The organism is Pseudovibrio exalbescens DSM 16456 (genome assembly GCF_000422785.1).
GTDB lineage: Bacteria > Pseudomonadota > Alphaproteobacteria > Rhizobiales > Stappiaceae > Pseudovibrio > Pseudovibrio exalbescens.
In genome coordinates, this window is record NZ_AUGS01000021.1 from 12,900 (window position 1) to 35,278 (window position 22,379).

The 22,379-nt window shown below is 56.2% G+C and carries 17 protein-coding genes and 1 pseudogene; 13 read left to right on the forward strand and 5 right to left on the reverse strand.

Going from position 1 to position 22,379, the window contains the following annotated elements; translation table 11 throughout:
* Positions 1–267 precede the first annotated feature (267 nt).
* The 7 genes and pseudogenes from G512_RS0113470 to G512_RS0113500 all read left to right on the forward strand — a co-directional run bounded on the left by G512_RS0113470 (position 268) and on the right by G512_RS0113500 (position 8,606).
* Positions 268–1,350, forward strand: coding sequence for an ABC transporter ATP-binding protein (locus tag G512_RS0113470; RefSeq protein ID WP_028482175.1), 1,083 nt, complete (start codon positions 268–270; stop codon positions 1,348–1,350).
* A gap of 6 nt (positions 1,351–1,356) precedes the next feature.
* Complete coding sequence (locus tag G512_RS0113475; protein ID WP_028482176.1) at positions 1,357–2,433, forward strand: ABC transporter ATP-binding protein; 1,077 nt, start codon at positions 1,357–1,359, stop codon at positions 2,431–2,433.
* A 4-nt stretch (positions 2,434–2,437) separates the two neighbouring features.
* Positions 2,438–3,322, forward strand: a complete 885-nt coding sequence (locus G512_RS0113480) for a carbohydrate ABC transporter permease (RefSeq protein WP_028482177.1) — start codon at positions 2,438–2,440, stop codon at positions 3,320–3,322.
* Between the two features lie 132 nt (positions 3,323–3,454).
* A pseudogene (locus tag G512_RS0113485) lies at positions 3,455–4,240 on the forward strand (carbohydrate ABC transporter permease); the annotation flags it as partial.
* A gap of 18 nt (positions 4,241–4,258) precedes the next feature.
* A complete protein-coding gene (locus G512_RS0113490; RefSeq protein ID WP_028482179.1) occupies positions 4,259–4,540 on the forward strand; it encodes a DUF2160 domain-containing protein in 282 nt (93 codons plus the stop codon).
* 66 nt (positions 4,541–4,606) lie between these two features.
* Positions 4,607–6,325, forward strand: a complete 1,719-nt coding sequence (locus tag G512_RS0113495) for an ABC transporter substrate-binding protein (protein WP_028482180.1) — start codon at positions 4,607–4,609, stop codon at positions 6,323–6,325.
* A 211-nt stretch (positions 6,326–6,536) separates the two neighbouring features.
* On the forward strand, positions 6,537–8,606 hold the full coding sequence (locus tag G512_RS0113500; protein ID WP_028482181.1) for an FAD-dependent oxidoreductase: 2,070 nt from the start codon (positions 6,537–6,539) through the stop codon (positions 8,604–8,606).
* Between the two features lie 26 nt (positions 8,607–8,632).
* Here G512_RS0113500 and G512_RS0113505 read toward each other — a convergent pair whose 3' ends face one another.
* Together G512_RS0113505 and G512_RS0113510 are read right to left on the reverse strand one after the other, a co-directional pair.
* On the reverse strand, positions 8,633–9,682 hold the full coding sequence (locus tag G512_RS0113505) for a LacI family DNA-binding transcriptional regulator (protein WP_051269353.1): 1,050 nt from the start codon (positions 9,680–9,682) through the stop codon (positions 8,633–8,635).
* Positions 9,683–9,740: 58 nt separating this feature from the next.
* Positions 9,741–10,682 (reverse strand): 2-hydroxyacid dehydrogenase, encoded by a 942-nt coding sequence (locus G512_RS0113510; protein WP_028482183.1) that lies wholly within the window; start codon positions 10,680–10,682, stop codon positions 9,741–9,743.
* 569 nt (positions 10,683–11,251) lie between these two features.
* Between G512_RS0113510 and G512_RS0113515 the strand changes: the two genes are divergently transcribed.
* On the forward strand, positions 11,252–11,956 hold the full coding sequence (locus G512_RS0113515; protein ID WP_028482184.1) for a FadR/GntR family transcriptional regulator: 705 nt from the start codon (positions 11,252–11,254) through the stop codon (positions 11,954–11,956).
* 64 nt (positions 11,957–12,020) lie between these two features.
* On the opposite strand, the gene G512_RS0113520 is transcribed toward G512_RS0113515, so the two are convergent.
* Positions 12,021–12,956, reverse strand: coding sequence for a sugar kinase (locus G512_RS0113520; RefSeq protein ID WP_028482185.1), 936 nt, complete (start codon positions 12,954–12,956; stop codon positions 12,021–12,023).
* Positions 12,957–13,208: 252 nt separating this feature from the next.
* Here G512_RS0113520 and G512_RS21145 point away from each other — a divergent pair, with 252 nt between their 5' ends.
* The gene (locus G512_RS21145) at positions 13,209–14,030 is read left to right on the forward strand and encodes a GntR family transcriptional regulator (protein ID WP_228130513.1); all 822 of its coding nucleotides are present in this window, start codon (positions 13,209–13,211) and stop codon (positions 14,028–14,030) included.
* Between the two features lie 33 nt (positions 14,031–14,063).
* Here G512_RS21145 and G512_RS21150 read toward each other — a convergent pair whose 3' ends face one another.
* Positions 14,064–14,996, reverse strand: a complete 933-nt coding sequence (locus tag G512_RS21150) for a DMT family transporter (protein ID WP_051269355.1) — start codon at positions 14,994–14,996, stop codon at positions 14,064–14,066.
* Positions 14,997–15,167: 171 nt separating this feature from the next.
* On the opposite strand from G512_RS21150, the gene G512_RS0113535 reads away from it, so the two are divergent.
* The 4 genes from G512_RS0113535 to G512_RS0113550 all read left to right on the forward strand — a co-directional run bounded on the left by G512_RS0113535 (position 15,168) and on the right by G512_RS0113550 (position 20,459).
* The gene (locus tag G512_RS0113535) at positions 15,168–16,220 is read left to right on the forward strand and encodes a DmpA family aminopeptidase (protein WP_028482186.1); all 1,053 of its coding nucleotides are present in this window, start codon (positions 15,168–15,170) and stop codon (positions 16,218–16,220) included.
* 109 nt (positions 16,221–16,329) lie between these two features.
* Entirely contained in the window at positions 16,330–17,439 is a 1,110-nt protein-coding gene (locus G512_RS0113540; RefSeq protein ID WP_028482187.1) for an ATP-dependent DNA helicase, read from the forward strand.
* Positions 17,440–17,532: 93 nt separating this feature from the next.
* Entirely contained in the window at positions 17,533–19,944 is a 2,412-nt protein-coding gene (locus G512_RS0113545) for a Tex family protein (protein WP_028482188.1), read from the forward strand.
* A gap of 62 nt (positions 19,945–20,006) precedes the next feature.
* Positions 20,007–20,459: a YaiI/YqxD family protein gene (locus tag G512_RS0113550; RefSeq protein WP_028482189.1), complete on the forward strand. Its 453-nt coding sequence runs from the start codon at positions 20,007–20,009 to the stop codon at positions 20,457–20,459.
* A 38-nt stretch (positions 20,460–20,497) separates the two neighbouring features.
* Here the strand turns inward: G512_RS0113550 and G512_RS21155 are convergent, their stop codons facing one another.
* Positions 20,498–22,222: a DEAD/DEAH box helicase gene (locus G512_RS21155; protein WP_081657491.1), complete on the reverse strand. Its 1,725-nt coding sequence runs from the start codon at positions 22,220–22,222 to the stop codon at positions 20,498–20,500.
* Positions 22,223–22,379: the final 157 nt, after the last annotated feature.

The following is a 22,379-nucleotide window of genomic DNA, read 5'->3' on the forward strand; positions in this document are numbered from 1 at the left end:
CCTGCGGAAACTTTCGTTTGTATTTCGTAATTACGCGAAATAGGTCCAAATGATGAAAAATGAAAATTGATTATAAGGATGAACCCTTATAAGTTGGTTTACTAATTCGGGGGTGGGAGCTCAAACCCCGTTACGACATCCTTTGATCACTGCCGAGTTCTGGACAGGCTGCTTGGCGGAGTCTGGTCGGGCTGTCGAATTTCGCAAGAAGAACGCCACAACGGCAGAGCCAGATGGCGACGGATTGGCGGCCTTGGGAGGGCCAACATGCTGCAATTGAAAGGCGTCGGCAAAGTTGTCGGCGGGGTGGACCATATCATGGATGTATCAATGACCCTCGAGGCGGGGTCATTGAACGTACTTCTTGGGCCCACGCTCTCAGGTAAAACGACCTTGATGCGATTGATGGCTGGGCTGGACAAGCCCACTTCGGGACGCATTTTGGCAAATGGCAAGGACGTGACCGGGCATTCCGTGCGCAAGCGCGACGTGGCCATGGTCTATCAGCAATTCATAAATTATCCCGCGCTTACCGTTTACGAGAATATTGCATCGCCGCTGCGCATAGCTCGTCTGGGGCAGGACGAGATTGATCGCAAGGTGAAAAAGGCGGCTGACCTGTTGAAGCTGTCACCGTATCTGGACCGAACCCCGCTCAATTTGTCCGGCGGTCAACAGCAGCGCACAGCCTTGGCACGAGCGCTGGTCAAGGGCGCGCATCTGGTGTTGATGGATGAGCCCTTGGCGAATCTGGATTACAAGCTGCGCGAAGAGTTGCGTGCGGAACTGCCGAAGATCTTCGCGGAGAGCGGCGCGGTATTTGTTTATGCAACCACCGAGCCGTCCGAGGCTTTGTTGCTTGGAGGCAAAACGGCCACTCTTCATGAAGGCCGGGTCAGCCAGTTCGGGCCAACACTGGATGTGTACAAGCGTCCCAACACATTGATTACAGCACAGACCTTTTCCGATCCCCCGATGAATACGCTCAGCATCGTCAAGAAGGGCGATGTACTGGAGCTGCCCAACGGCACTCAGATTCCGGTCGCGGACAACGAGAAACGCTTGGTGGATGGCCCGTATATCGCGGGTTTCCGGCCGCATCATCTGCATCTTTCCAAACGCACGGATCATCACTTTGGTTTGAAAGGGATGGTTCAGGTCTCTGAGATCACCGGTTCGGAGAGCTTCATTCACGTGGATTGTGTAGGGGAAACCTGGGTGGCTCTGGCTCATGGCATCCGCAACATCGAAGTGGACGACGAAATCGAGGTGTTCCTCGATCCGCGCAACTTCCTTGTTTTCGAAACCAATGGCCGTCTTGCGACGCTCGACATGCCGGTGGAGGCGTAAGGACCCATGGCAAACATTGAACTCAATCATATTCGCCACTCTTATTTGCCGAATCCGCAGTCCAAGACGGATTATGCGCTGAAGGAGGTGCATCACACCTTTGAAGACGGTGGCGCTTATGCGCTGTTGGGGCCATCTGGCTGTGGCAAGACCACTTTGCTCAACATTATCTCAGGCCTGCTGCGTCCTTCCGAAGGGGATCTTCTGTTTGATGGTGTTTCGGTTCGTGACCTGCCAACCGAGGCCCGGAATATCGCACAGGTGTTCCAGTTTCCGGTCGTTTACGACACCATGAGCGTTTACGACAATCTGGCGTTCCCACTGCGTAATCGCGGTGTCGAGGAGTCCGTTGTGGATGAAACGGTACGACACATCCTCGGCATCATTGACCTTGAGAGCAAGGCGCATCGCAAGGCGCAAGGACTGACCGCCGATGAGAAACAGAAGATCTCGTTGGGCCGGGGATTGGTGCGGGCGGATGTGAACGCAATCCTGTTTGATGAACCTCTGACGGTGATTGACCCGCACATGAAGTGGGTTTTGCGCTCGCAGCTGAAACACCTGCACAAGCAGTTTGGCTACACGATGGTCTACGTGACCCATGACCAGACCGAAGCTCTGACGTTCGCTGACAAGGTGGTGGTCATGTACGAGGGCGAGGTCGTTCAGATCGGAACACCTGACGAACTGTTTCAGCGCCCACAACACACATTCGTTGGTTATTTCATCGGATCACCGGGGATGAATGTTGTGCCGTGCACGTTGGAAGGCGAAGGCGCGCGCATCGGTTCGAACGTTGTGCCGTTGAATGGCGTGAATGGTGTGGGCACGGGACAGTCGCTCGAACTCGGGGTCCGGCCGGAGTTTGTGACCTTGAAACCTGCAGGGGAAGGGATGCCGATCCAGGTTCAGGCGGTTGAGGACGTTGGGCGCTATCGCATCGTACGCGCCAAGTTGGAGGATTACGACTTCAACGCCATTGTCATGGAAGGCCAAGAGATCCCGGAAAACCCCAGTGCCGTGATCAGCGCTGAAAACATCAATCTTTATGCCGATAGCTGGCTTGTTGGACGGGAGGGCTGATCTGATGGAAAAGACGATCAACAACAAAGCCTGGTTCATGGTTCTGCCGGTTCTTGCTCTGGTGGCGTTCTCGGCTGTTATCCCTTTGATGACGGTTGTGAACTACTCGGTGCAAGATACCTTTGGAAACAACCAGTTCTTCTGGGCAGGTACGGAATGGTTTGAGGAGTTGCTTGCTTCGGAACGGTTCCGCGATGCCTTGGTCCGAAATCTCATTTTTTCCTTCTCAATCCTTGCCATTGAAATTCCCCTCGGGATTTTTATTGCGCTGTGTATGCCGCGCAAAGGCTGGGGAGTGCCTGTTTGTCTTGTCCTGATGGCCCTGCCGCTTTTGGTGCCGTGGAATGTGGTGGGCACCATCTGGCAGGTCTTTGGCCGTGCGGATATCGGCTTGCTCGGTTACACACTCAATAACCTTGGCATCAACTACAACTACACGCAGGATCCTGTTGCCGCCTGGATAACCGTCATCGTGATGGACGTATGGCACTGGACCAGTCTTGTGGTGTTGTTGTGCTATGCAGGGCTGGTATCGATCCCGGAAGCCTACTATCAGGCCGCCCGTATCGATGGGGCGTCCAAGTGGGCGGTGTTTCGCTACATTCAACTGCCGAAAATGCAGCGGGTTTTGTTGATCGCCGTCCTGCTTCGCTTCATGGACAGCTTCATGATTTACACCGAGCCTTTTGTGGTTACTGGTGGTGGGCCCGGCAATTCAACCACGTTCCTCTCGATTGATCTGGTGAAGATGGCTCTGGGGCAGTTTGACCTTGGTCCGGCTGCTGCGATGTCGCTGGTCTATTTCCTGATCATTCTTGTGTTCTCCTATGTGTTCTACACCGTCATGACCAACGTGGGCGCCGACAAACCACAGGCAAAAGGGGAGTAAGCGCAGATGTCTGTCGTAACTGAGCCACAACAATCCGCTCGCTCAACTGGTGCCTTGCCGCAAGGTCGCGTCACGGGGCAAAGCAGGCTGCATCTGGAAAAGGCCAAACGGCCAATCTCGGAGCGGTTCACCTTTTTGGTGCCAACGCTGTACATCATTTTTCTGATGCTGCCGATCTACTGGCTCTTCAACATGAGCTTGAAGACCAATCAGGAGATCCTGTCGGGCTTCTCTCTCTGGCCGACGAACCCGACCCTTGCCAACTACATGGTGATTTTTACCGATCCCAGTTGGTATTCCGGCTACATCAACTCCATCACCTACGTGGTGTTGAACACGGTAATCTCCGTTGCTGTGGCGCTGCCCGCTGCCTATGCGTTCTCGCGCTATCGGTTTTTGGGGGACAAGCATCTGTTCTTCTGGCTGTTGACCAATCGCATGGCCCCGCCAGCGGTGTTCGCGCTGCCGTTCTTCCAGCTGTATTCTTCGTTTGGTCTCATCGATACTCACATTGCTGTCGCACTGGCGCATTGTCTGTTCAACGTGCCGTTGGCCGTCTGGATTTTGGAAGGCTTCATGTCGGGCGTGCCGAAAGAGATTGACGAGACCGCGTATATTGACGGCTACTCATTCCCGAAGTTCTTCGTGAAAATTTTCATGCCGCTGATTGCTAGCGGTATCGGGGTCGCGGCGTTTTTCTGCTTCATGTTCTCATGGGTGGAGCTGCTGATTGCCCGAACCCTCACCACCACCGACGCCAAGCCCATTGCCGCCACCATGACACGTACGGTTTCAGCCTCGGGGCTCGATTGGGGTGTGCTGGCGGCGGCCGGGGTGCTGACCATCATTCCGGGTGCGTTGGTCATCTGGTTTGTTCGAAATTACATCGCCAAGGGCTTTGCCCTGGGTCGTGTGTAAGCGGAAGGAGGACGACCCATGGATCTTTCGTGGATGGCGTGGACGGCGCCTACGGCAACCTTCTTCATCGTGATCGCCCTGCTCATCTTGAGCATGGGGATCTGGGAATACTTCGTGCCGGGAGGATCGCCCCGTATGGGCATCCTGCGGTTCGAAACCACCCGGGGTGACCGGCTTTTCATTTCCCTGCTGGGCAGCGCGTTCATCTGCCTGTTCTGGCTGGGAATTGTGGGTCTGAGCCTGTGGTGGGCGCTGGCTGTATGCGTAGCCTATGCGCTCTGCGTATTTCGCTGGGTGTAGAGCCACATGTCGGCGGCTCCGGGAGAGAGGCGCCGGCAGACTTTTAGTGTTAACGGGAGGATTAATATGCGACGTCACTTGATGGCCACGGCGGCCTTCAGCGTGCTGCTGGCAACGTCCGGCAATGCACTGGCCGACATGGAAGCAGCAAAACGTTGGATCGAAAGCGAGTTCCAGCCATCCACGCTCTCCAAGGAAGAGCAGATGGAAGAAATGGAATGGTTCATTGAAGCCGCTGAACCGTTCAAGGGCATGGAGATCAAGGTGGTTTCCGAGACCATCACGACCCATGAGTACGAGGCCAAGACTCTCGCCAAGGCCTTCTCCGAGATCACCGGCATCAAGGTTACTCATGACCTGATTGGTGAAGGAGACGTGGTTGAGAAGCTCCAGACTCAAATGCAGTCGGGTGAAAACATCTACGACGCCTATATCAACGATTCTGATCTGATCGGCACCCATGCGCGTTACCAGCAGGTTCGCAACTTGACCGACTGGATGGCAAACGAGGGGGCGGACGTAACCCTGCCGACTCTCGACATTGACGATTTTATCGGTCGGTCGTTCACTACTGGGCCGGATGGAAAACTCTATCAGCTTCCTGTGCAGCAGTTCGCGAACCTTTACTGGTTCCGCTACGACTGGTTCACGGATCCGGACATCAAGGCGCAGTTCAAGGAAAAGTACGGCTATGAGCTCGGCGTTCCGGTCAACTGGTCTGCTTATGAAGATATCGCTGAGTTCTTCACCAATGACATTGGCGAGATTGATGGCGAAAAAATCTATGGCCACATGGACTACGGCAAGAAGGACCCGTCGCTGGGATGGCGCTTCACCGACGCATGGCTCTCCATGGCCGGTGCTGGCGACAAGGGCATTCCCAACGGCCTGCCGGTTGATGAATGGGGTATCCGCGTGGACGGGTGCGTGCCAGTTGGGTCTACCGTCGAACGTGGCGGGGCAACCGACAGTCCTGCAGCCGTCTACTCCATCACCAAATACATTGACTGGCTGAAGCAGTATGCTCCGCCAGAAGCAGCAGGCATGGTTTTCTCCGAAGCTGGCCCGGTTCCGGCGCAGGGTAACGTTGCGCAGCAGATCTTCTGGTACACGGCCTTTACCGCCGACATGGTGAAGGAAGGTCTGCCGGTGGTGAACGAAGACGGTACGCCGAAGTGGCGTATGGCTCCGTCGCCAAAGGGCGCCTACTGGGAAGAAGGCATGAAGCTTGGGTATCAAGATGCCGGTGCCTGGACGCTGATGAAGTCTACACCGGAAGATCGAGCCAAGGCAGCGTGGCTTTATGCCCAGTTCACAGTTGCCAAGACGACCTCTTTGAAGAAGTCGCACGTGGGTCTTACGTTCATTCGTGACAGCGATGTGCGCCATGAATCCTTCACTGAGCGAGCACCTGAGCTGGGTGGTCTGGTGGAGTTCTATCGGTCCCCGGCACGTGTTCAGTGGACACCGACCGGAACCAATGTTCCAGACTATCCAAAGCTGGCGCAGCTGTGGTGGCAGAACATCGGTGATGCGTCCTCTGGCGCGAAGACCCCTCAAGAAGCCATGACCGCTCTGGCCGAAGCTCAGGAGAAGGTAATGGCTCGTCTTGAGCGCGCTGGCATTCAGGGCGAATGTGGTCCCAAGCTGGCTGAACCTCAATCTCGTGAGTACTGGCTGTCTCAGCCGGGTGCACCGAAGGCCAAGCTGGACAACGAAAAGCCAGAGCCGGTCACCGTCGACTATGATGAGTTGATCAAGAGCTGGGCCGACGCCAACAAGTAAGCGCGGCGCTTTGAAGCAAACAAAAAAGGGTCGGCCTGAAAGGGCCGACCCTTTATCGTGTTCCAAAACAGCCTGCCCATTTCTCGGTATCGGTGCTTTTTCGCATTGATGATTAAACGATTAATCAGTAGGTTTTGGGCTGAGACATCACAGAGCAGGCGCCGACAGCGCCTGGCGCATTGTGCGTATCCCGCTCAAGAGGAAAGAAAGCATGACCCCGCCTAGATTGACCCCGGAAATCCTCAGCGCGTTGACGCGGATCCCCATGCCGCGCGGGTTTGAAGAGGCACGACTTTCCCAAACTCTGCAGGTGGATGGACTGGAGTTGCCCGTTTATGCCTGCCAAACCCTGGTCATTGGATCGGGTGCAGCGGGACTGCGGGCCGCCTGTGAGGCCAAACGGCGCGGGCGTGACGTTCTCGTTGCGACGGGGGGCATGTACATGGGCACGTCGGCTTGTTCCGGGTCAGATAAACAGACGTTGCATACGGCTTCAACAAGTCGCAATGGCGACAATTTCGAAATATTGGCAACGGATCTGGCAGCCGGCGGCTGCATGGATGAAGACGTAGCTTATGTGGAGGCGGTTGGATCCATCGGGGCCATGGCCGGCCTGCAATACATCGGTCTGGAGTTGCCGGAAGACAAGCTTGGTGCGGTCTTGCGCTATCAGACCGACCATGACGAATATGGCCGGGCTACGAGCTGCGGTCCCCGCACCTCGCGCCTGATGGTGAAAGTGTTGCTGGAAGAAGCGCAGCGGCTTGCCATCCCGTTCATGACAAACGCAGCGGCGGTGAAGATCCTGACAAGTGGGGTCGGCGAGGCACGGCGCGTGTCTGGTCTCGTAGTTGCTACCAAGACCACCACGCACAATCCTTTCGGTCTTGCGGTAATCTCCTGTGAGGACCTTGTCATCGCCACTGGCGGGCCGGGCGAAATGTATCGCGATAGCGTGTATCCCAAAAAGTGCTTCGGCGCGCTGGGCCTGGCGCTTGATGCTGGCCTTGAACTGAGCAACCTGACAGAGAGCCAATTCGGTATCGGCACACCGCGGGAGACATTTCCCTGGAATCTGTCGGGCACCTACGTGCAAGTCATGCCCTATGTTTTCTCCCGGGATGCAGATGGCAATGAGTACAATTTCCTGGCTGATTACTATCGTACAACCCGGGAGCTGGTCTCAAACGTGTTCCGAAAGGGCTATCAGTGGCCGTTTCATGCAACCCGCATGTTGGAATTCGGCTCCAGCCTCGTCGACATCGCGGTTCATATCGAAATAACCAAAGGCCGGGAGGTGTTCCTTGACTTCCTCCGCAATCCAAAGCCTGCAAAGGATGGCAAAGCCTTCAGTCTGGATGATCTGGATGCTGATGTGCGGGCCTATCTTGCAAACAACGAGGCACTGGACGCGTTGCCGATTGAGCGACTGGTGCGCATGAACCCGCTGTCCATTGAACTTTACCGCATGAACGGAATTGATATCACCAAAGAGCCGCTGAAAATGGCGGTGAACAACCAGCATATGAATGGCGGGATCGATATTGATTTATGGGGGCGCACCAATCTCCATGGGTGCTATGCGGTTGGGGAGGCGGCCAGTACTCATGGTGTAACGCGTCCCGGTGGCTCTGCGCTCATTTCCGGGCAGGTGTTCGGCACAAGGGCAGCCAAGCATATTGCCTATGCGAACCGCGCTGCACCCAGTGGTGCGCAGGAGGCGTGGGGGCCGGTCCTGCAAGAAATGATTAGCGAACTCAAGGCGGTCACGGAAAATCCGTGCGCGGTTGATCTTCGCGAGGTGCGCAGCAGCATTCAAGCGCGGATGTCCGAAGCTGCAGGCTTTGTGTGTTCGGGCAATGCGGTCGCCGCAGCGTTGAACGAGGCTGAGGCGTTGGTTCAGCAGTTTGCGTCAAGGTCTGTCGGTTTGCTGGAACCGCACCGGGCCAATGATTACTTCATGTGGAAGCAGATGGCACTGTCTTCTGCTGCGGTTCTTGCCGCGTTGAACCATTATATCGCGGGCGGTGGGGGCAGCCGCGGCGCGCGCGTTATTCTGGATGAGTCTGCCACTGGCCTGCCGGAAACGGTCGACGGCCGGCTGGAAGCGTTCCGGTTCCGTCCTGAACAAGAGCACGACAAGGCCTGCAAGATCATGGTGTCTTTGGTGGGCAGTGCGCTGACCTGTACCGAAAGACAGATCAAAAAACGCGACCGCGCGCCGGTGTTCTTCGAAAAAGGGTGGGGTGAGTTCCTCAGCCAGCAGATTTACACGGACTGACCCTTGAGGGCGTCTGTCTTACCCGTTCAGGAGACAGACGCCTTTTGCGGCTCAAGCTGAAAGCGGCTGGAATCGCGCTCAATCAGCACCGGTGGGCGGCGATTGACGAGCGGGCCGACATGTCGACCGTCCAGTTGCGCCAACAGCGCCCGTGCAACTTCCGTTCCAATGCTTTTGGGAAACATCTCGATGGTCGTCAGCGGCGGGTTCCAGACCTCTGCTTCTGGCAGATTATCAAAGCCCACCAACGCGATGTCCTTTCCAACTTCTCGGCCCTGGCTCTTGAGACCTGCTGTGGCGCCCATGGCGATAATGTCATTATGGCAGAAGATGGCCGTGATTTCCGGGTGTTCCGTAATCAGTTCTATAGCTGCATTTCGGCCATTGTCGCGCGAGGGTGTGCACCGACGGGTAAAGAGTTCGATCGCACTATCATGGTTGTGATTTACTGTTTCCATGAATGCTGACAGGCGGTGTTCGCCCGTGGAAGTTGAGGCCAAACCACCAATGACACCCAGCTTGCGATGGCCTTTTGCCAGCAAGTGTTGGGCTGCCAGATGGGCGCCGTGATGGTCGTCAGCGCCGAAGAAGTCACAGTGCATGCCGTTCACTTCGCGCACAAATGTCACGAACGGCAAGCCGCGTGAGACGATGTTCTCCAGTGCCGCCGGGGTGGTGCCCGCTACCGGGCTGATGGCAATGCCGGCTACACCATGGGCGATGACTTCATCGATCATGGCTGCCTGCCGATCAAGGCTTTCACCAATATTGGCCATGATGGGCAGATAACCATGCTTGGACAGTTCTGCTTCGAAAGTCGCAGAGAACTCACCGTAGAACGGGTTGGCGATATTCTGAATCAATACGCCGATCAGCTTTGAGCGGCCTGTGCGCAAACGGGCAGCTGTGTAATCCTTCACAAAGCCCAGCTCGTTCATGGCAGCGCGGACCTTGTTGCGGGTCTCTTCCGTCATGCGACCGGTATCGTTGATCACATTTGACACTGTGGCTGATGAAACATCCGCCTTTTTTGCAATGTCGGCAATAGTGATCCGGGAAGCTCTTGTTGGTTTCATTGTAGTATCCCTTCTAGCGCTACGTTGATTATTGATAGAATATTTCACGCAGTGCGCGCTATAGGTGCAATGGTGTTAATAGGGGCTCTCCCGACAAAAAGGCGTTGATATTGTCCGTTAGGACACGTCCCATATTCAGCCGCGTTTCATGGGTGGCGCTGGAAATGTGGGGCGTTAGAATCACATTTTTGGCTTTGCACAAGGCACTGGGAACGTTCGGTTCATCTTCGAAAACATCCAGACAGGCGCCCCCGATGGTTCCGTTCTCAAGCGCTTCAATCAGGTCAGATTGATTGACGATCGAGCCCCTTGCAACATTCACGAGCAAACCGTCTGGACCGAGAGCTTCAAGGATCTTCTGGTTGACTGCATTGCGCGTTTGCGGCCCGCCACTGGCGGACACAATGAAAACGCGGCTTTGTTCAGCCAGTTCTTGCAGTGATCCGACGGACTGAGAGGTGCTGTCAGAATGTTGATTGATATCGTAGTACAAAGTCGTGCAATCAAAAGCTTGCAGAATCTGGGCTATTTTTCGGCCGATACGCCCGTAACCAAAAATGCCAACGCGTTTGCCGCGAATATCGAAGCCTGTCCCCAGTTTCCGGTCCAGCCAATGACCAGCTCGTACAAAATGATCCCCTTCGACCAATCGACGGCTGCCGGCCAGAGCGAGCGCAACCGCCATGTCGGCCACGGCATTGGTAAGGCTCTCCGGGGTTGTTGTAATCCGGATGCCGCGTGTTTTGGCCTCACTCAGGTCTATGCCGTCATATCCGACGCCGTAGACCGAAATGAGTTGCAGGTTGGGGAGTTGATTCATGAGGGCCCGAGGTAAACCGAGGTCGCCCTTGGTGGCAACAATTGTGACGTTTTGTGCAATTTGGGCGGGCAGGGTTTCCGAATCTTTCAGCTTCCAGAGGTGGTGGGTGGGGGCAAGATGTGCCAGATCAGAATTGATGCTGTCGGGGGTGTAGGGGCTGAGTTGGAGGATTGCGCTCATGCCGTCTCCGATTGGTTCCGCGTTAAGGCGTTGTTTTCACGCAAACATCCGCGCGTCCATGAAACCCAAAGGCTTCCCCCATTTCATGGAATGCATGCGGTGTCTCGCGCTGTTGCCAGCGCGAGGGCTATTATGCGCCTGCCTCTATCGTCGGTTCAAGCGGTGAAACGACCTCGTGATGCCAGAGCGTGGCTACAAGTAGGTGAACATGGCACCGACAACGCCGGCCATGCACACACCTATGATTGTTGCGCGCAGAACAATTGCACAGCAGTTAAGAGCTGTATGTACAGTATGAGTAAGCATCGAAACCTCCCCTAAGGTAAGACGCCTAAGAATTCACCCGATATGGCTATTGTGAGATATCTGTTTTACAGCCGCTAGTAGTAAACCTACTTAGCTAATACTAAGGGTTAGGCAGCTTTCGCTGAGTTACCAGTTGAAAGCGCGAATTTCCGTCGCACCCATGGCATTTGTCAAAGACGTTCCTGTCATCTGCGGTAAAAGGGTGCCAAGGTTGTTATAAAATCGCCGTTTCATAACAGGCGCGCTTCAACAAGGAGGCGGATGTGGGACGTCCCGCAAGCTTAAGTAATACCGTGTATGCCGGCATCAAGCATTCCATTGATACCGGGGAGTTTCCCGAGGGTTTGAAACTGCCTACGGAACATGCCTTGTGCGATCGATTTGGGGTGTCACGGCCTGTCATCCGGTCTGTGATGGATCGTTTGCGGCAGGAAGGTGTCATTGAAACAATTCGTGGATCTGGCAGCTTTGTCATAAAAGGCGGGGAAACGTCAGCAGCGCCCGAACCGCCGGTCACTCGATACCAGGTGGCTGATATCAGCGATATCATGGAATGTCAGGAAACCCGCCAGATATTCGAGTCGGAAATGGCTGCGCTGGCTGCTGAACGCTGGAATGAGCAGGATATGGCAGAGCTGGAAACAGCGCTGAACCAGATCCTGAAAGAGCACAGACGGTCGGGTGATATCGTTGAGGCCGACTACCAGTTCCATCGGGCGATCATAAAGGCTGCAAAAAACGCCTATGCGTTGGTCGTATTCGAGACAATGCGGGAACAGGTTCTCCTCGGCATGAGCATGAGCCGTGGGATCTACAATGTGCTGCCTGAATATGCCACTCGCCATGGGCTTCAAGAGCACGTTGATATGCTTGATGCCATTCGCGACCGGGATCCTGAGAGTGCTCGGGCCATCATGCGTCGGCACATTGCTTTTTTTGGCGAAAAAGTGCAGCAGGCGCGGGTTTGAATTGAGCAAAAAGAAAGCCCCGCTGGAGGTGCGGGGCTTTCGGGCTTGGGAGGAGGAGTTGTTTTTAGAGCACTCCACGCTCTTTCATAAAGGCCTCAACATCGGCCTTATAGGGGATCGGGGCGACGGCGCCGAAACCTTGAGTCGTCAAAGCTGCCGCTGCGTTTGCATATTTGAGTGAGTCTTCCAAAGACTTGCCAGCAACAATCTGACTGAAGAAGGCCCCGGAGAAACAGTCTCCTGCGCCCGTTGCATCCTTGGCTTCCACCGGGTTTCCTGCAACGCGTTTGCGCTCTTGCGCTGTAGCGTACATGGCGCCCTGCTTGCCGAGCTTCAAAATGACGTTTTGTGCGCCCAGCTTGAGATAGAAATCACAGATCTGATCTGGATCGTTCAAACCGGTCAGCAATTCGGCTTCGTCAACACTGGGCATAATGAAGTCTACATGGCGAGCGACCTCGTGAATCACGCCACGAGCTCTGTCCAGCCCCCACAATTTGAGACGCAGATTGGTGTCAAAAGACGTCAAGGTGTTGTTGGCCTTGGCGATTTCGATTGCCTTGAACACCGAGTCGCACGAGGTCACGCTGATGGCACAAGTGATCGCGGAGGTGTGCAGAAGCTTGGCGTTCTTGATCGCATCTTCCGGCAATTGATCTGGAGTGATGAGAGAGGCTGCCGATCCTTTGCGTGCAAACGTGAAGTGGTGACCCCGTTCGTCGTAGGAGATAAAGTAAATTCCGGTCGGTGCCTGCGGATTGCGGACAACCAGATCGGTCTTGACGCCTTCCTTCTCCCACAGGTCGACAAATTTGTCGCCAAACACATCTGCCCCCAAATGGGCAAGGACCGCGACCGAAGCCCCTTGGCGGGAGGCGCTGCAGGCGAAGTTGGATGTGTCGCCGCCAAAGCCGCTGAGATAATCAGGGCCGTCGCCGCTTTCCTTGACCTGGCTGAACTCGAACAGCGGTTCGCCAAAGCTGATGATATCTGCGGTCATTTGGGTCCTCTTGGTGTTCCCGTATCGTCACGCCGACAAAACCAGTAGCCGGGTGACGTGAATAGGTTTATATCGCCGATCGGTTGCCGCCGTTGGGCGGTTGCAGGAAATGCCGGTCCGTTCAGGGCGCGCTGGGCGCTTCATTGCCCAATTCGCGCGGCCACTCGCCGGCACCGGTATTTACTTGCTCATCAATCTATATAACTTGTATATAAGATAAACAAGAAATTATTGATAGCCGGAGCAATCCGTATGGAAACCTCGCGTTCAAGCCGGGCACCTCGTAAGCCCCGGGCCCACAATACACCGCCAACCGGTCCCGGAATGTACGCCGGTCGTACGGGTACATCGAGCGCGGATGTCATTCTGCGTGGTTTGCGGGCGCGAATCATTTCAACGGAGCTGGTGCCGGGAATACCCATTAGTGAACATGATCTGGCGCAGGCATATGGTGTCAGCCGAACGCCGGTACGGGAGGCCATCCTGCGCCTTTCCGATGAGCGGCTGGTGGAGGTCGCGCCCAAATCTGGCACTTTTGTCGGCCGCATCCCGTTGTCTGCCTTGCCTGAAGCACTCGTTGTGCGCCAGGCCCTTGAGGAAACCACCGTGCGGGCCGCCGTCCGGTTTGCGCAGGAAGATGATTTCGTCAAGCTTGAAAACCTGATTGAGACGCAACAACAGGCCGTTGGCAACGCGGACCGTCAGGCCCTGCATGATGCGGATGACGCCTTTCACGAACAGATAGCGCAAGCGGGGGGTTACCCCGGTATCTGGGAGCTGATTACCCAGGTCAAAGTGCACATTGACCGTTATCGCCGTTTGGCCCAGCTGGATATGGATCGCTTGGGCACTGTCATTGAGGAGCATCGCTTGCTGCTTCGCCATATGCGCGCACGGGATGCGGAGGGGGCGGTGCAGGCCATGGCCATCCATTTACACAAGTTGCGCAAAGACATGAGCCATCTGAAAAGCATCAAGCCAGAGTACTTCATTCATGATGCGGATTTGGCAGTCGAATTCACCAAGGCCCAAAGTGCTGTCAAGTCGGAGTTGCTGGCGGACGACCCGACCTGACAGCTTTGAAAATTAAGGGGCGCGCCCGGAAACTCACATTTCGGGGGGGCGTGGATCAGACACTGCGGTGCGTGAGCGTTGGGTGATTTGCTCTCGGTACAAGATGTAGAGACCGGAGGCAGCGATGATCAATGACCCGCCGATTGTGTAGTAGGACGGCACATCGCCGAAGATGGCGAAGCCCAGCAAGCCCATCCATATCATCTGCGTATACATGAACGGGGCCAAAATTGGTGCTGGCGCCAGACGGTAGGCCTGCTGCAAAATCCAGTGGCCGCCCATTGCGCCCACGCAAAGAAACCCGATCAGGCCGATCTCAATAGGTGCTGTCACTGGTATCCAGACGGTGTAGCTCAAGGGCGCCATGGCCACGGAGCCTGCAATGGCGGCATAAAACAACATGCTCTGGTTGTTGTCGGTTTGCGAAAGGATGCGGGTTTGCAACGTGTAAATGGAATAGCAGATTGCAGCACCAACGGAATACAGTGACGCCCAATGCATGCCTTCGGAGCCGGGACGGATCACCACAAGCACACCGATGAAACCGACCACGATTGCGGCCCATCTGCGCGGGCCCGCCCATTCGTTCAAAATGGGACCGGACAGGGCGGTGACCAACAACGGCATGGAAAACATGATCGTGATCGCCTGAGAAAGCGTCAGGTGTTGCATGGCCATGAAATGCAGATTGGTTACCGTGGCCAGCATGAGACCGCGGAACAGTTGAAGCAAAGGGCGTTTTGTCGTCAGGCATTGCGGATTGCTCCAGACGCGAAACAGCAGAATCACGGCCACAAACTGCACGACAAACCGAATAAAGGACAATTGAAACGGGTGAATGCCGCTGCTGAGAAACTTGGCGACGGCATCACTCGCTGAGAAGGCGAAAAAGGCGATACAAATCAAGCCGATGCCTTTGATGGGGTTCGACGTGTTTTCCATTTCAGGATCTTTGATGTAAGGCATGAACCACAGCCCGTCATTCGGGCTTTGTTGCTTTGCGTCGGCTCTGCCGGGGTGGACTTATGGGGCTTAAAAGAGTGGTTTGCTTTTTAGCATGGAGTGCGCTAGCACTGCGAGCTTAATGACTGGACTTCAGTTATATAACTTAGTTTCTCTCAACATAGTAGCCCGTTTATGTTCAGCCCCTTACTCGCTCATCTGGATTCATCCCTTGGAAATCTGCCTCAAGGTCCGCGCAATACTATAGCTGACGTGCCGGGGGTGCAGGTTGGTCATGTGACCTTGGCCGAAGGGGCGGTGCAAACCGGTGTCACGGCTGTGACAATTGGTGAAGAAAACCCGTTTCATGAGCGGATACGGGCGGCAGCGCATGTGTTGAATGGCTTTGGCAAGAGCACCGGGTTGGTTCAGGTCGAAGAATTGGGCCAATTGGAAACCCCTTTGGTGCTGACAAACACCTTGTCGGTTGGTGCCGCTCATGAAGGTGTGGTGCGATACATGATCGAGCGCACACCAGAGATCGGCCGCGAAGCGGGAACGGTCAATCCGGTTGTTTTTGAATGCAACGATGGCTATCTCAATGACATTCGGTCACTTTCCATAAAGCCCCACCACGTTGCGGAAGCTATTGAAGCGGCTTCTTCGGAGTTTGATCAAGGCGCGGTAGGCGCCGGGCGCGGCATGTCCGCTTTCGGATTGAAGGGCGGCATTGGCAGTGCGTCCCGACAGATCACCGTTGGCGGCAAGCTCTTTTATGTTGGGGCACTTGTTTTGACCAATATGGGACGCATGCCGGACTTCATCATGAACGGGCTGGATCTGGGGCCGCAACTCGAGCATGCGCTGGAGGATGAAACGGCGGGTCCGGAAAAAGGCTCGATCATCATGATCGTGGGAACGAACCTGCCGCTGTCGGATCGACAACTGAAGCGCGTTGCCAAGCGCACGGGCGTGGCTTTGGCGCGCACGGGATCTTATTTCGGGAATGGCAGTGGCGACATCGCGCTGGCTTTTACTACAGCTGATCCAATTCTGCTCAACTCACGAAAGCGCTTTCAAACAATACAGCAGCTGGATGAAGCGCGGATCGACCGTGTGTTCCGCGCAACAGTTGATGCGACCGAGGCGGCCATCCTCAACTCCATGCTTGCCGCAGAAACTGTCGTCGGGCGCACCAATCATGTGCGCCGGGGCTTGCGCAATGTTCTGGAGGATTTGAGCATCTGAGTGTCTGCCCTGCGGACTGGGTTGTGAACCGTACGATAAAAGAGGCGACTTTCAGGGCGCCAATCGTTTATTACCGGTGCTCATAGGCACGAAACGCAAGGGTAGAATAATGGAGTGGTCACCACAGCAGGATCAGGCATTAACCGAAGCCGCCAACTGGTTGCGCCGTGGGCAGCAGCAGGTGTTTCGGCTGTTCGGATTTGCGGGAACCGGCAAGACCACTCTGGCGCGGCATCTTGCTGAAGGGATTGATGGCGATGTGGCGTTCGGAGCCTTTACCGGCAAAGCTGCCCATGTATTGCGCCAGAAGGGTTGTGGGGACGCGTCCACCATCCATTCGCTGATCTATCGACCTCGTGCGGCCAAAACCGATGAAGAAGAGGAAGAGGAAGGCCCGCAGTTCCGCCTCAACCGCGACAGCGCGGCGGCCAAGTGTGATCTTATCATCATTGATGAATGCTCCATGGTGGATGAAGATCTGGGGCGTGACTTGTTGTCTTTTGGCAAGAAAGTATTGGTTCTGGGCGATCCGGCACAGCTGCCGCCCGTCAAAGGCGGCGGGTTCTTCACCGAGGCTGAGCCGGACTTCATGTTGACCGAGGTGCATCGTCAGGCCAAGGACAATCCGATCGTGCGCATGTCCATGACAATTCGGGATGGCGGCGAGCTGGAGTACGGACAGTTTGGCGAAAGCGCCATCATCTCCCGGCGCGACATCGACCGAGAGCAGATTTTGGCGGCAGATCAGGTGCTTGTTGGAACCAACAAGACCCGTCGCTCCTACAATAACCGTATTCGCGATTTGAAAGGCTTCACCACTCAGATGCCGGCGGTAGGCGACAAGCTTGTCTGCTTGCGCAACGACAAGCAAAAAGGGCTGCTCAACGGCGGCTTGTGGGCCGTAAAGCGCCTCCGTCCGCCGCGGGGCAATAACATCCGTTTTGATGTGGTGTCGGAAGACGATCTTTCCAAAACGGCGGTACAGGTCAAGGTTTTGCCTGCCATGTTCGAAGAGGGGGGCGAACAGTTGCCCTATTCAATCCGCCGCCGGGCGGATGAGTTCGACTATGGCTATGCCTTGACCGTGCACAAGTCGCAAGGTTCGCAATGGGATAATGTGGTGCTGTTTGATGAAAGCTGGGCGTTCCGTGAACACCAGCAGCGCTGGCTCTACACCGCGGTGACCCGTGCGGCGCAGCGCATCACGGTTGTACGCTGAGGGCGCGAGTCCCACCGCCCGAAATTGGGCTTTTTCTTCAGGTTTATTTTGCGTTGGCGCGATGGGCGTGCCGACAGCTTCAATGGGTAAACAATGTCCGATACGACTGCTTCTGTTTCTTCCACTCCATCCAAGGCCAGTGCGCTTCCTCCTGAAATCGCGCTGCGCATAGCGCGCCGGATTTCTGAGGAGATCGGCTGTGCGGCCGGGCAGGTTAGTGCCGCTGTTCAGCTTCTGGATGAAGGCGCCACCGTGCCGTTTGTGGCGCGCTATCGTAAGGAAGCGACGGGCGGGTTGGATGATACGCAGTTGCGTACGCTGGAAGAGCGCTTGATCTACATGCGGGAGATGGAGGATCGCCGCAAGGCTATCGTCAAATCCATCGAGGAGCAGGGCAAGCTCACCGATGACCTTGCCAAACAGATTGCAGCAGCGGACAGCAAGGCGGCTCTGGAAGACCTGTACCTGCCTTACAAGAAGAAGCGCCGCACAAAGGCGCAGATTGCGCGTGAAGCAGGGCTTGAGCCGCTTGCAGATTTGCTCTTGTCGGACCCCACTCGCCAGCCGGAAACGGAAGCGGCGACCTTCGTTGATGCCGACAAGGGGTTTGCCGATGCCAAAGCGGTGCTGGATGGGGCGCGGCAAATACTCATGGAACGGTTTTCGGAAAACGCGCAGCTTGTGGGCCGCCTGCGTACCTATGTTGCGAAAAATGGCGTCGTCCAAGCCAAGGTTGTCGAGGGCAAAGAACAGGAGGGCGCCAAGTTTGCTGATTATTTCGATTATGCCGAAAGCTGGTCGAAGATCCCGAGTCACCGGGCTTTGGCTCTGTTTCGTGGGCGCAATGAAGGGGTTCTCTCCGTCGACCTGACGGTGGATGCAGACGATGTTTCCAAGGTCAAGCCAGTGGAGCAGATGATTGCCGATGCCGCCGGCATCGAAGACCGTGGTCGCCCCGCCGACAAGTGGCTGTCCGACGTGGTGCGCTGGACCTGGAAGGTGAAGGTCGGGTTGCATGTTGAGCTGGATCTCATGAGTGATTTGAAGGATCGAGCCGAAGAAGAAGCCATCAATGTTTTCGCCCGTAACCTCAAGGACCTGTTGCTTGCCGCGCCAGCAGGCGCGCGGGCGACGTTGGGCCTTGATCCAGGCATCAGAACCGGCGTCAAGGTCGCAGTTGTCGATGCAACCGGCAAGTTGGTGGATACGGCGACGATTTATCCGTTCCAGCCACGCAATGACGTTGTGGGCTCCATTGCTGTTCTCAAGGCGCTGATTGCAAAACATCATGTTGGCTTGATTGCCATTGGCAACGGCACAGCAAGCCGCGAAACAGATCGTTTGGCCGCAGATCTCCTGAAGGAAATCCCAGCGGATGCCCGCCCGATCAAGGTCATGGTCAATGAGGCCGGCGCATCGGTGTATTCGGCCTCGGCGCTTGCGGCCAAGGAAATGCCAGATATCGATGTGTCCTTGCGCGGCGCGGCATCCATTGCGCGCCGCTTGCAGGATCCGCTGGCCGAGCTTGTGAAGATCGAGCCCAAGTCGATTGGGGTGGGGCAGTATCAGCACGACGTGAACCAGACAAAACTGGCGCGTGCTCTTGATGCTGTTGTTGAAGATGCCGTGAACGCGGTTGGAGTGGATCTGAATACGGCCTCTGCCTCTCTGCTGGCGCGGATTTCCGGGTTGAGTGACAGTCTGGCCAAGGCCGTTGTGGAGCACCGCAACAGTATCGGTCGCTTCAAAAACCGAAAGGAACTGTTGAAGGTGTCCCGTCTGGGCCCGAAAGCGTTTGAGCAGTGTGCGGGGTTCCTGCGCATATCTGATGGTGACAATCCGCTGGATGCCTCATCCGTTCACCCGGAAGCCTACCCGGTGGCGCAGAAGATCGTGAAGGCCTGCGGGCGTGATCTACGCGACATCATGGGCTCCAAGGTGCTGGCCAATCTGGATCCCAAGGAGTTCATTGACGATACTTTCGGCCTGCCAACCGTGAAGGATATCTTTGCGGAACTGGAAAAACCGGGTCGCGATCCTCGTCCCGAGTTCAAGACCGCAACCTTTCAGGATGGTGTTGAAACCATTTCCGACTTGCGTTCGGGCATGATGCTGGAAGGGACGGTCACCAATGTGACGAACTTCGGAGCCTTCGTGGATATTGGCGTCCATCAGGATGGTCTGGTCCACGTTTCGCAACTGGCTGATCGGTTCGTGGATGACCCGCACAAGGTTGTCAAGGCGGGCGACATCGTGAAGGTGCGGGTTGTCGAAGTGGATGTCCAGCGCAAGCGTATCGGGCTGACAATGAAGAAAGACAGTGGTGAGGCGCGTGAACAGGTGCGCGAACGCCAGTCCCGCGATGCCGGCCCGCGCGGTGGCGGACGTGGCTCGGCGCCGCGTGGCGGGCAGAACCGTGGTGGAAAATCCAGTCAGGCGGACGCCGGAGGCAACAACGCAATGGCAGCTGCATTGGCCGCTGCCTTCAACAAAGGCAAGAAATAGCCTAGAACATTTCCGAAAGGCGCTTGCGAGCGCCTTTCTCGTTTCTGCAGCAGGGGCCTGTCATGACCACCCAGATTTACGTTGATGCAGATTCCTGTCCCGTCAAGGCGGAGGTGTACCGGGTCGCGGAACGCTTTGGGCTGTTCGTTTTCGTGGTTGCCAACGCTTTCATGAATGTGCCGCGAGACCCGGACATTCGCCTCGTTGTCGTCAGCGAAGGACCGGATGAAGCGGACAACTGGATTGCCGAACGGGCAGGGCCGGGGGATTTGGTGATCACCCAAGACATTCCGCTGGCGTCGCGCTGCTTGAACGCAGGTGCGGCGGTGCTGTCGCCCAAGGGCAAGGAGTTTGATGCCAATTCCATCGGCATGGCTCTGGCTACGCGAAACCTGAAGGAAGATTTGCGTTCCTTCGGTGAGATGACCGGTGGGCCGCCGCCCTTTTCCCAAAGAGACCGATCTCATTTTCTGCAAGCCATGGACCGGGTGCTTGTTCGGTTGAAGAGAGCGTAAGAGACAAAAAAGGCGGGAAATCCCGCCTTTTTTGATGATCAATCCGAGGTGTTATGCCTTGGCGGGCGCGAGTCCCGACGTTCGCGATTGCTGCGGCGCGGGCCGCCTCCATCGCGCCGATCGCCGTGTCTCGGGCGCTTGTTGGGTGGGCGACGGTTACCCCGTTCCGGGTTGCCTTCGATCCGCGTAATCGTGATTGACTGCTCGCCTGTACCGTTCACCTTGATGGTTTCCATGAACTTGTCGGCCAGATGAGGGGCAAGTTCAAAACGGCTGTCGGCATCGAAAATGCGAATGGAACCGATATCGCGCTTGGTGATGTGACCTGCGCGACAAATCATCGGCAGCAACCAGCGCGGTTCGGCATTGTGCTTGCGCCCAACATTCAGGCGGAACCATACGCCGTTTTCGATGTTGCTGCGCGGACGGCGTTCGCGTTCCATGTCAGGTGTCGACTGAAGCAGCTCTTCCGGTGCCGGCAGTTTGCTTTTGACAGAGCGCACAAACGCTGCCGCAATCACATCGGCGGAGTACTTTTCCAACAACGCAGTTGCCAAAGCCTGATCATCCTCGGCGATTTCCTCAGCGAGTTCGGCACTGTTGAGAATCCGTTCGCGGTCTTTCTCGATGATTTCAGAGGCTGCAGGCGCAGCCCCCCACTCTGCCTTGACCTTGGCGCCGCTGAGCAGGCGCATAGCAGCACGGCGTCGGGTGTGTGGTACGATCAGCGTACACACGCCCTTGCGTCCTGCGCGGCCTGTTCGGCCGGATCGGTGTAGCAACGTTTCTGAGTTGTTGGGCAGATCAGCGTGGATCACCAGATCCAGATTCGGTAGGTCGATACCGCGCGCGGCCACGTCCGTTGCGACACAAACACGAGCACGCCCATTTCGCATGGACTGAAGCGCCTGATTACGCTCGTTCTGCGTCAATTCACCAGACAGCGCTACCACGGCAAAGCCACGGTTACCCAGACGGGCGGACAGATGCTTCACCATTTCGCGCGTGGCGCAGAAGATGATGGCGTTCTGGGCTTCGTAGAAGCGCAGAGCGTTGATGATCGCATTATCACGGTCGTTCGGCGCAACCTGCAGCGCGCGGTATTCGATATCCGTGTGCTGTTGGCGCTCCGTGACTGTCGAGATGCGCACAGCATCCTTTTGGTACGTTTTTGCGAGTGCCGCGATCTGTTTTGGTACCGTGGCCGAGAACATCAGTGTGCGACGTTCCACGGGTGCAGCACCGAGGATGAACTCCAGGTCTTCACGAAAGCCCAGGTCCAGCATTTCATCGGCTTCATCCATCACGACGGTACGTAGTGCCGACATGTCCAGATAGCCGCGTTCGATATGGTCTCGTAGGCGCCCCGGCGTTCCAACCACAATGTGCGCGCCAGCCGTCAGGGCTCGGCGCTCCTTGCGCATGTCCATACCGCCGACACAGGTCGCAAACTTTGCACCTGCTTCGCCATAGAGCCACTGCAGCTCGTTGTTGACCTGTAGCGCCAGTTCGCGCGTAGGGGCAACGACAAGCGCAATCGGCTCACCGGCGTGCGGCAGTGTTCCTGTGTCACCAAGGACTTCGGGCGCAATGGCAAGACCGAATGCAACGGTTTTGCCTGAGCCGGTCTGGGCCGAAACCAGAAGGTCGGCGCCATTGGCGTCAGCTTCAAGGACAGCGGATTGGACGGGCGTTAGTGTGGTGTAGCCGCGCTTTTCCAGTGCGGTGGAAAGCGTTGGGGCAACCCCTTCAAAATTCGTCATTTAAAGTTCTTTCAAGGAAAGAGTGCAACCCGCCTCGCCAGACGAGTATCTTATGGAGCGCATGGGTCCACATCCCGGAGGGTCTTTTACTCAAATAAAACGGCGAGGTCAACGTAAGCACCCTGAAGTATTACAGGGATGTCGTGTTATTGCGCGC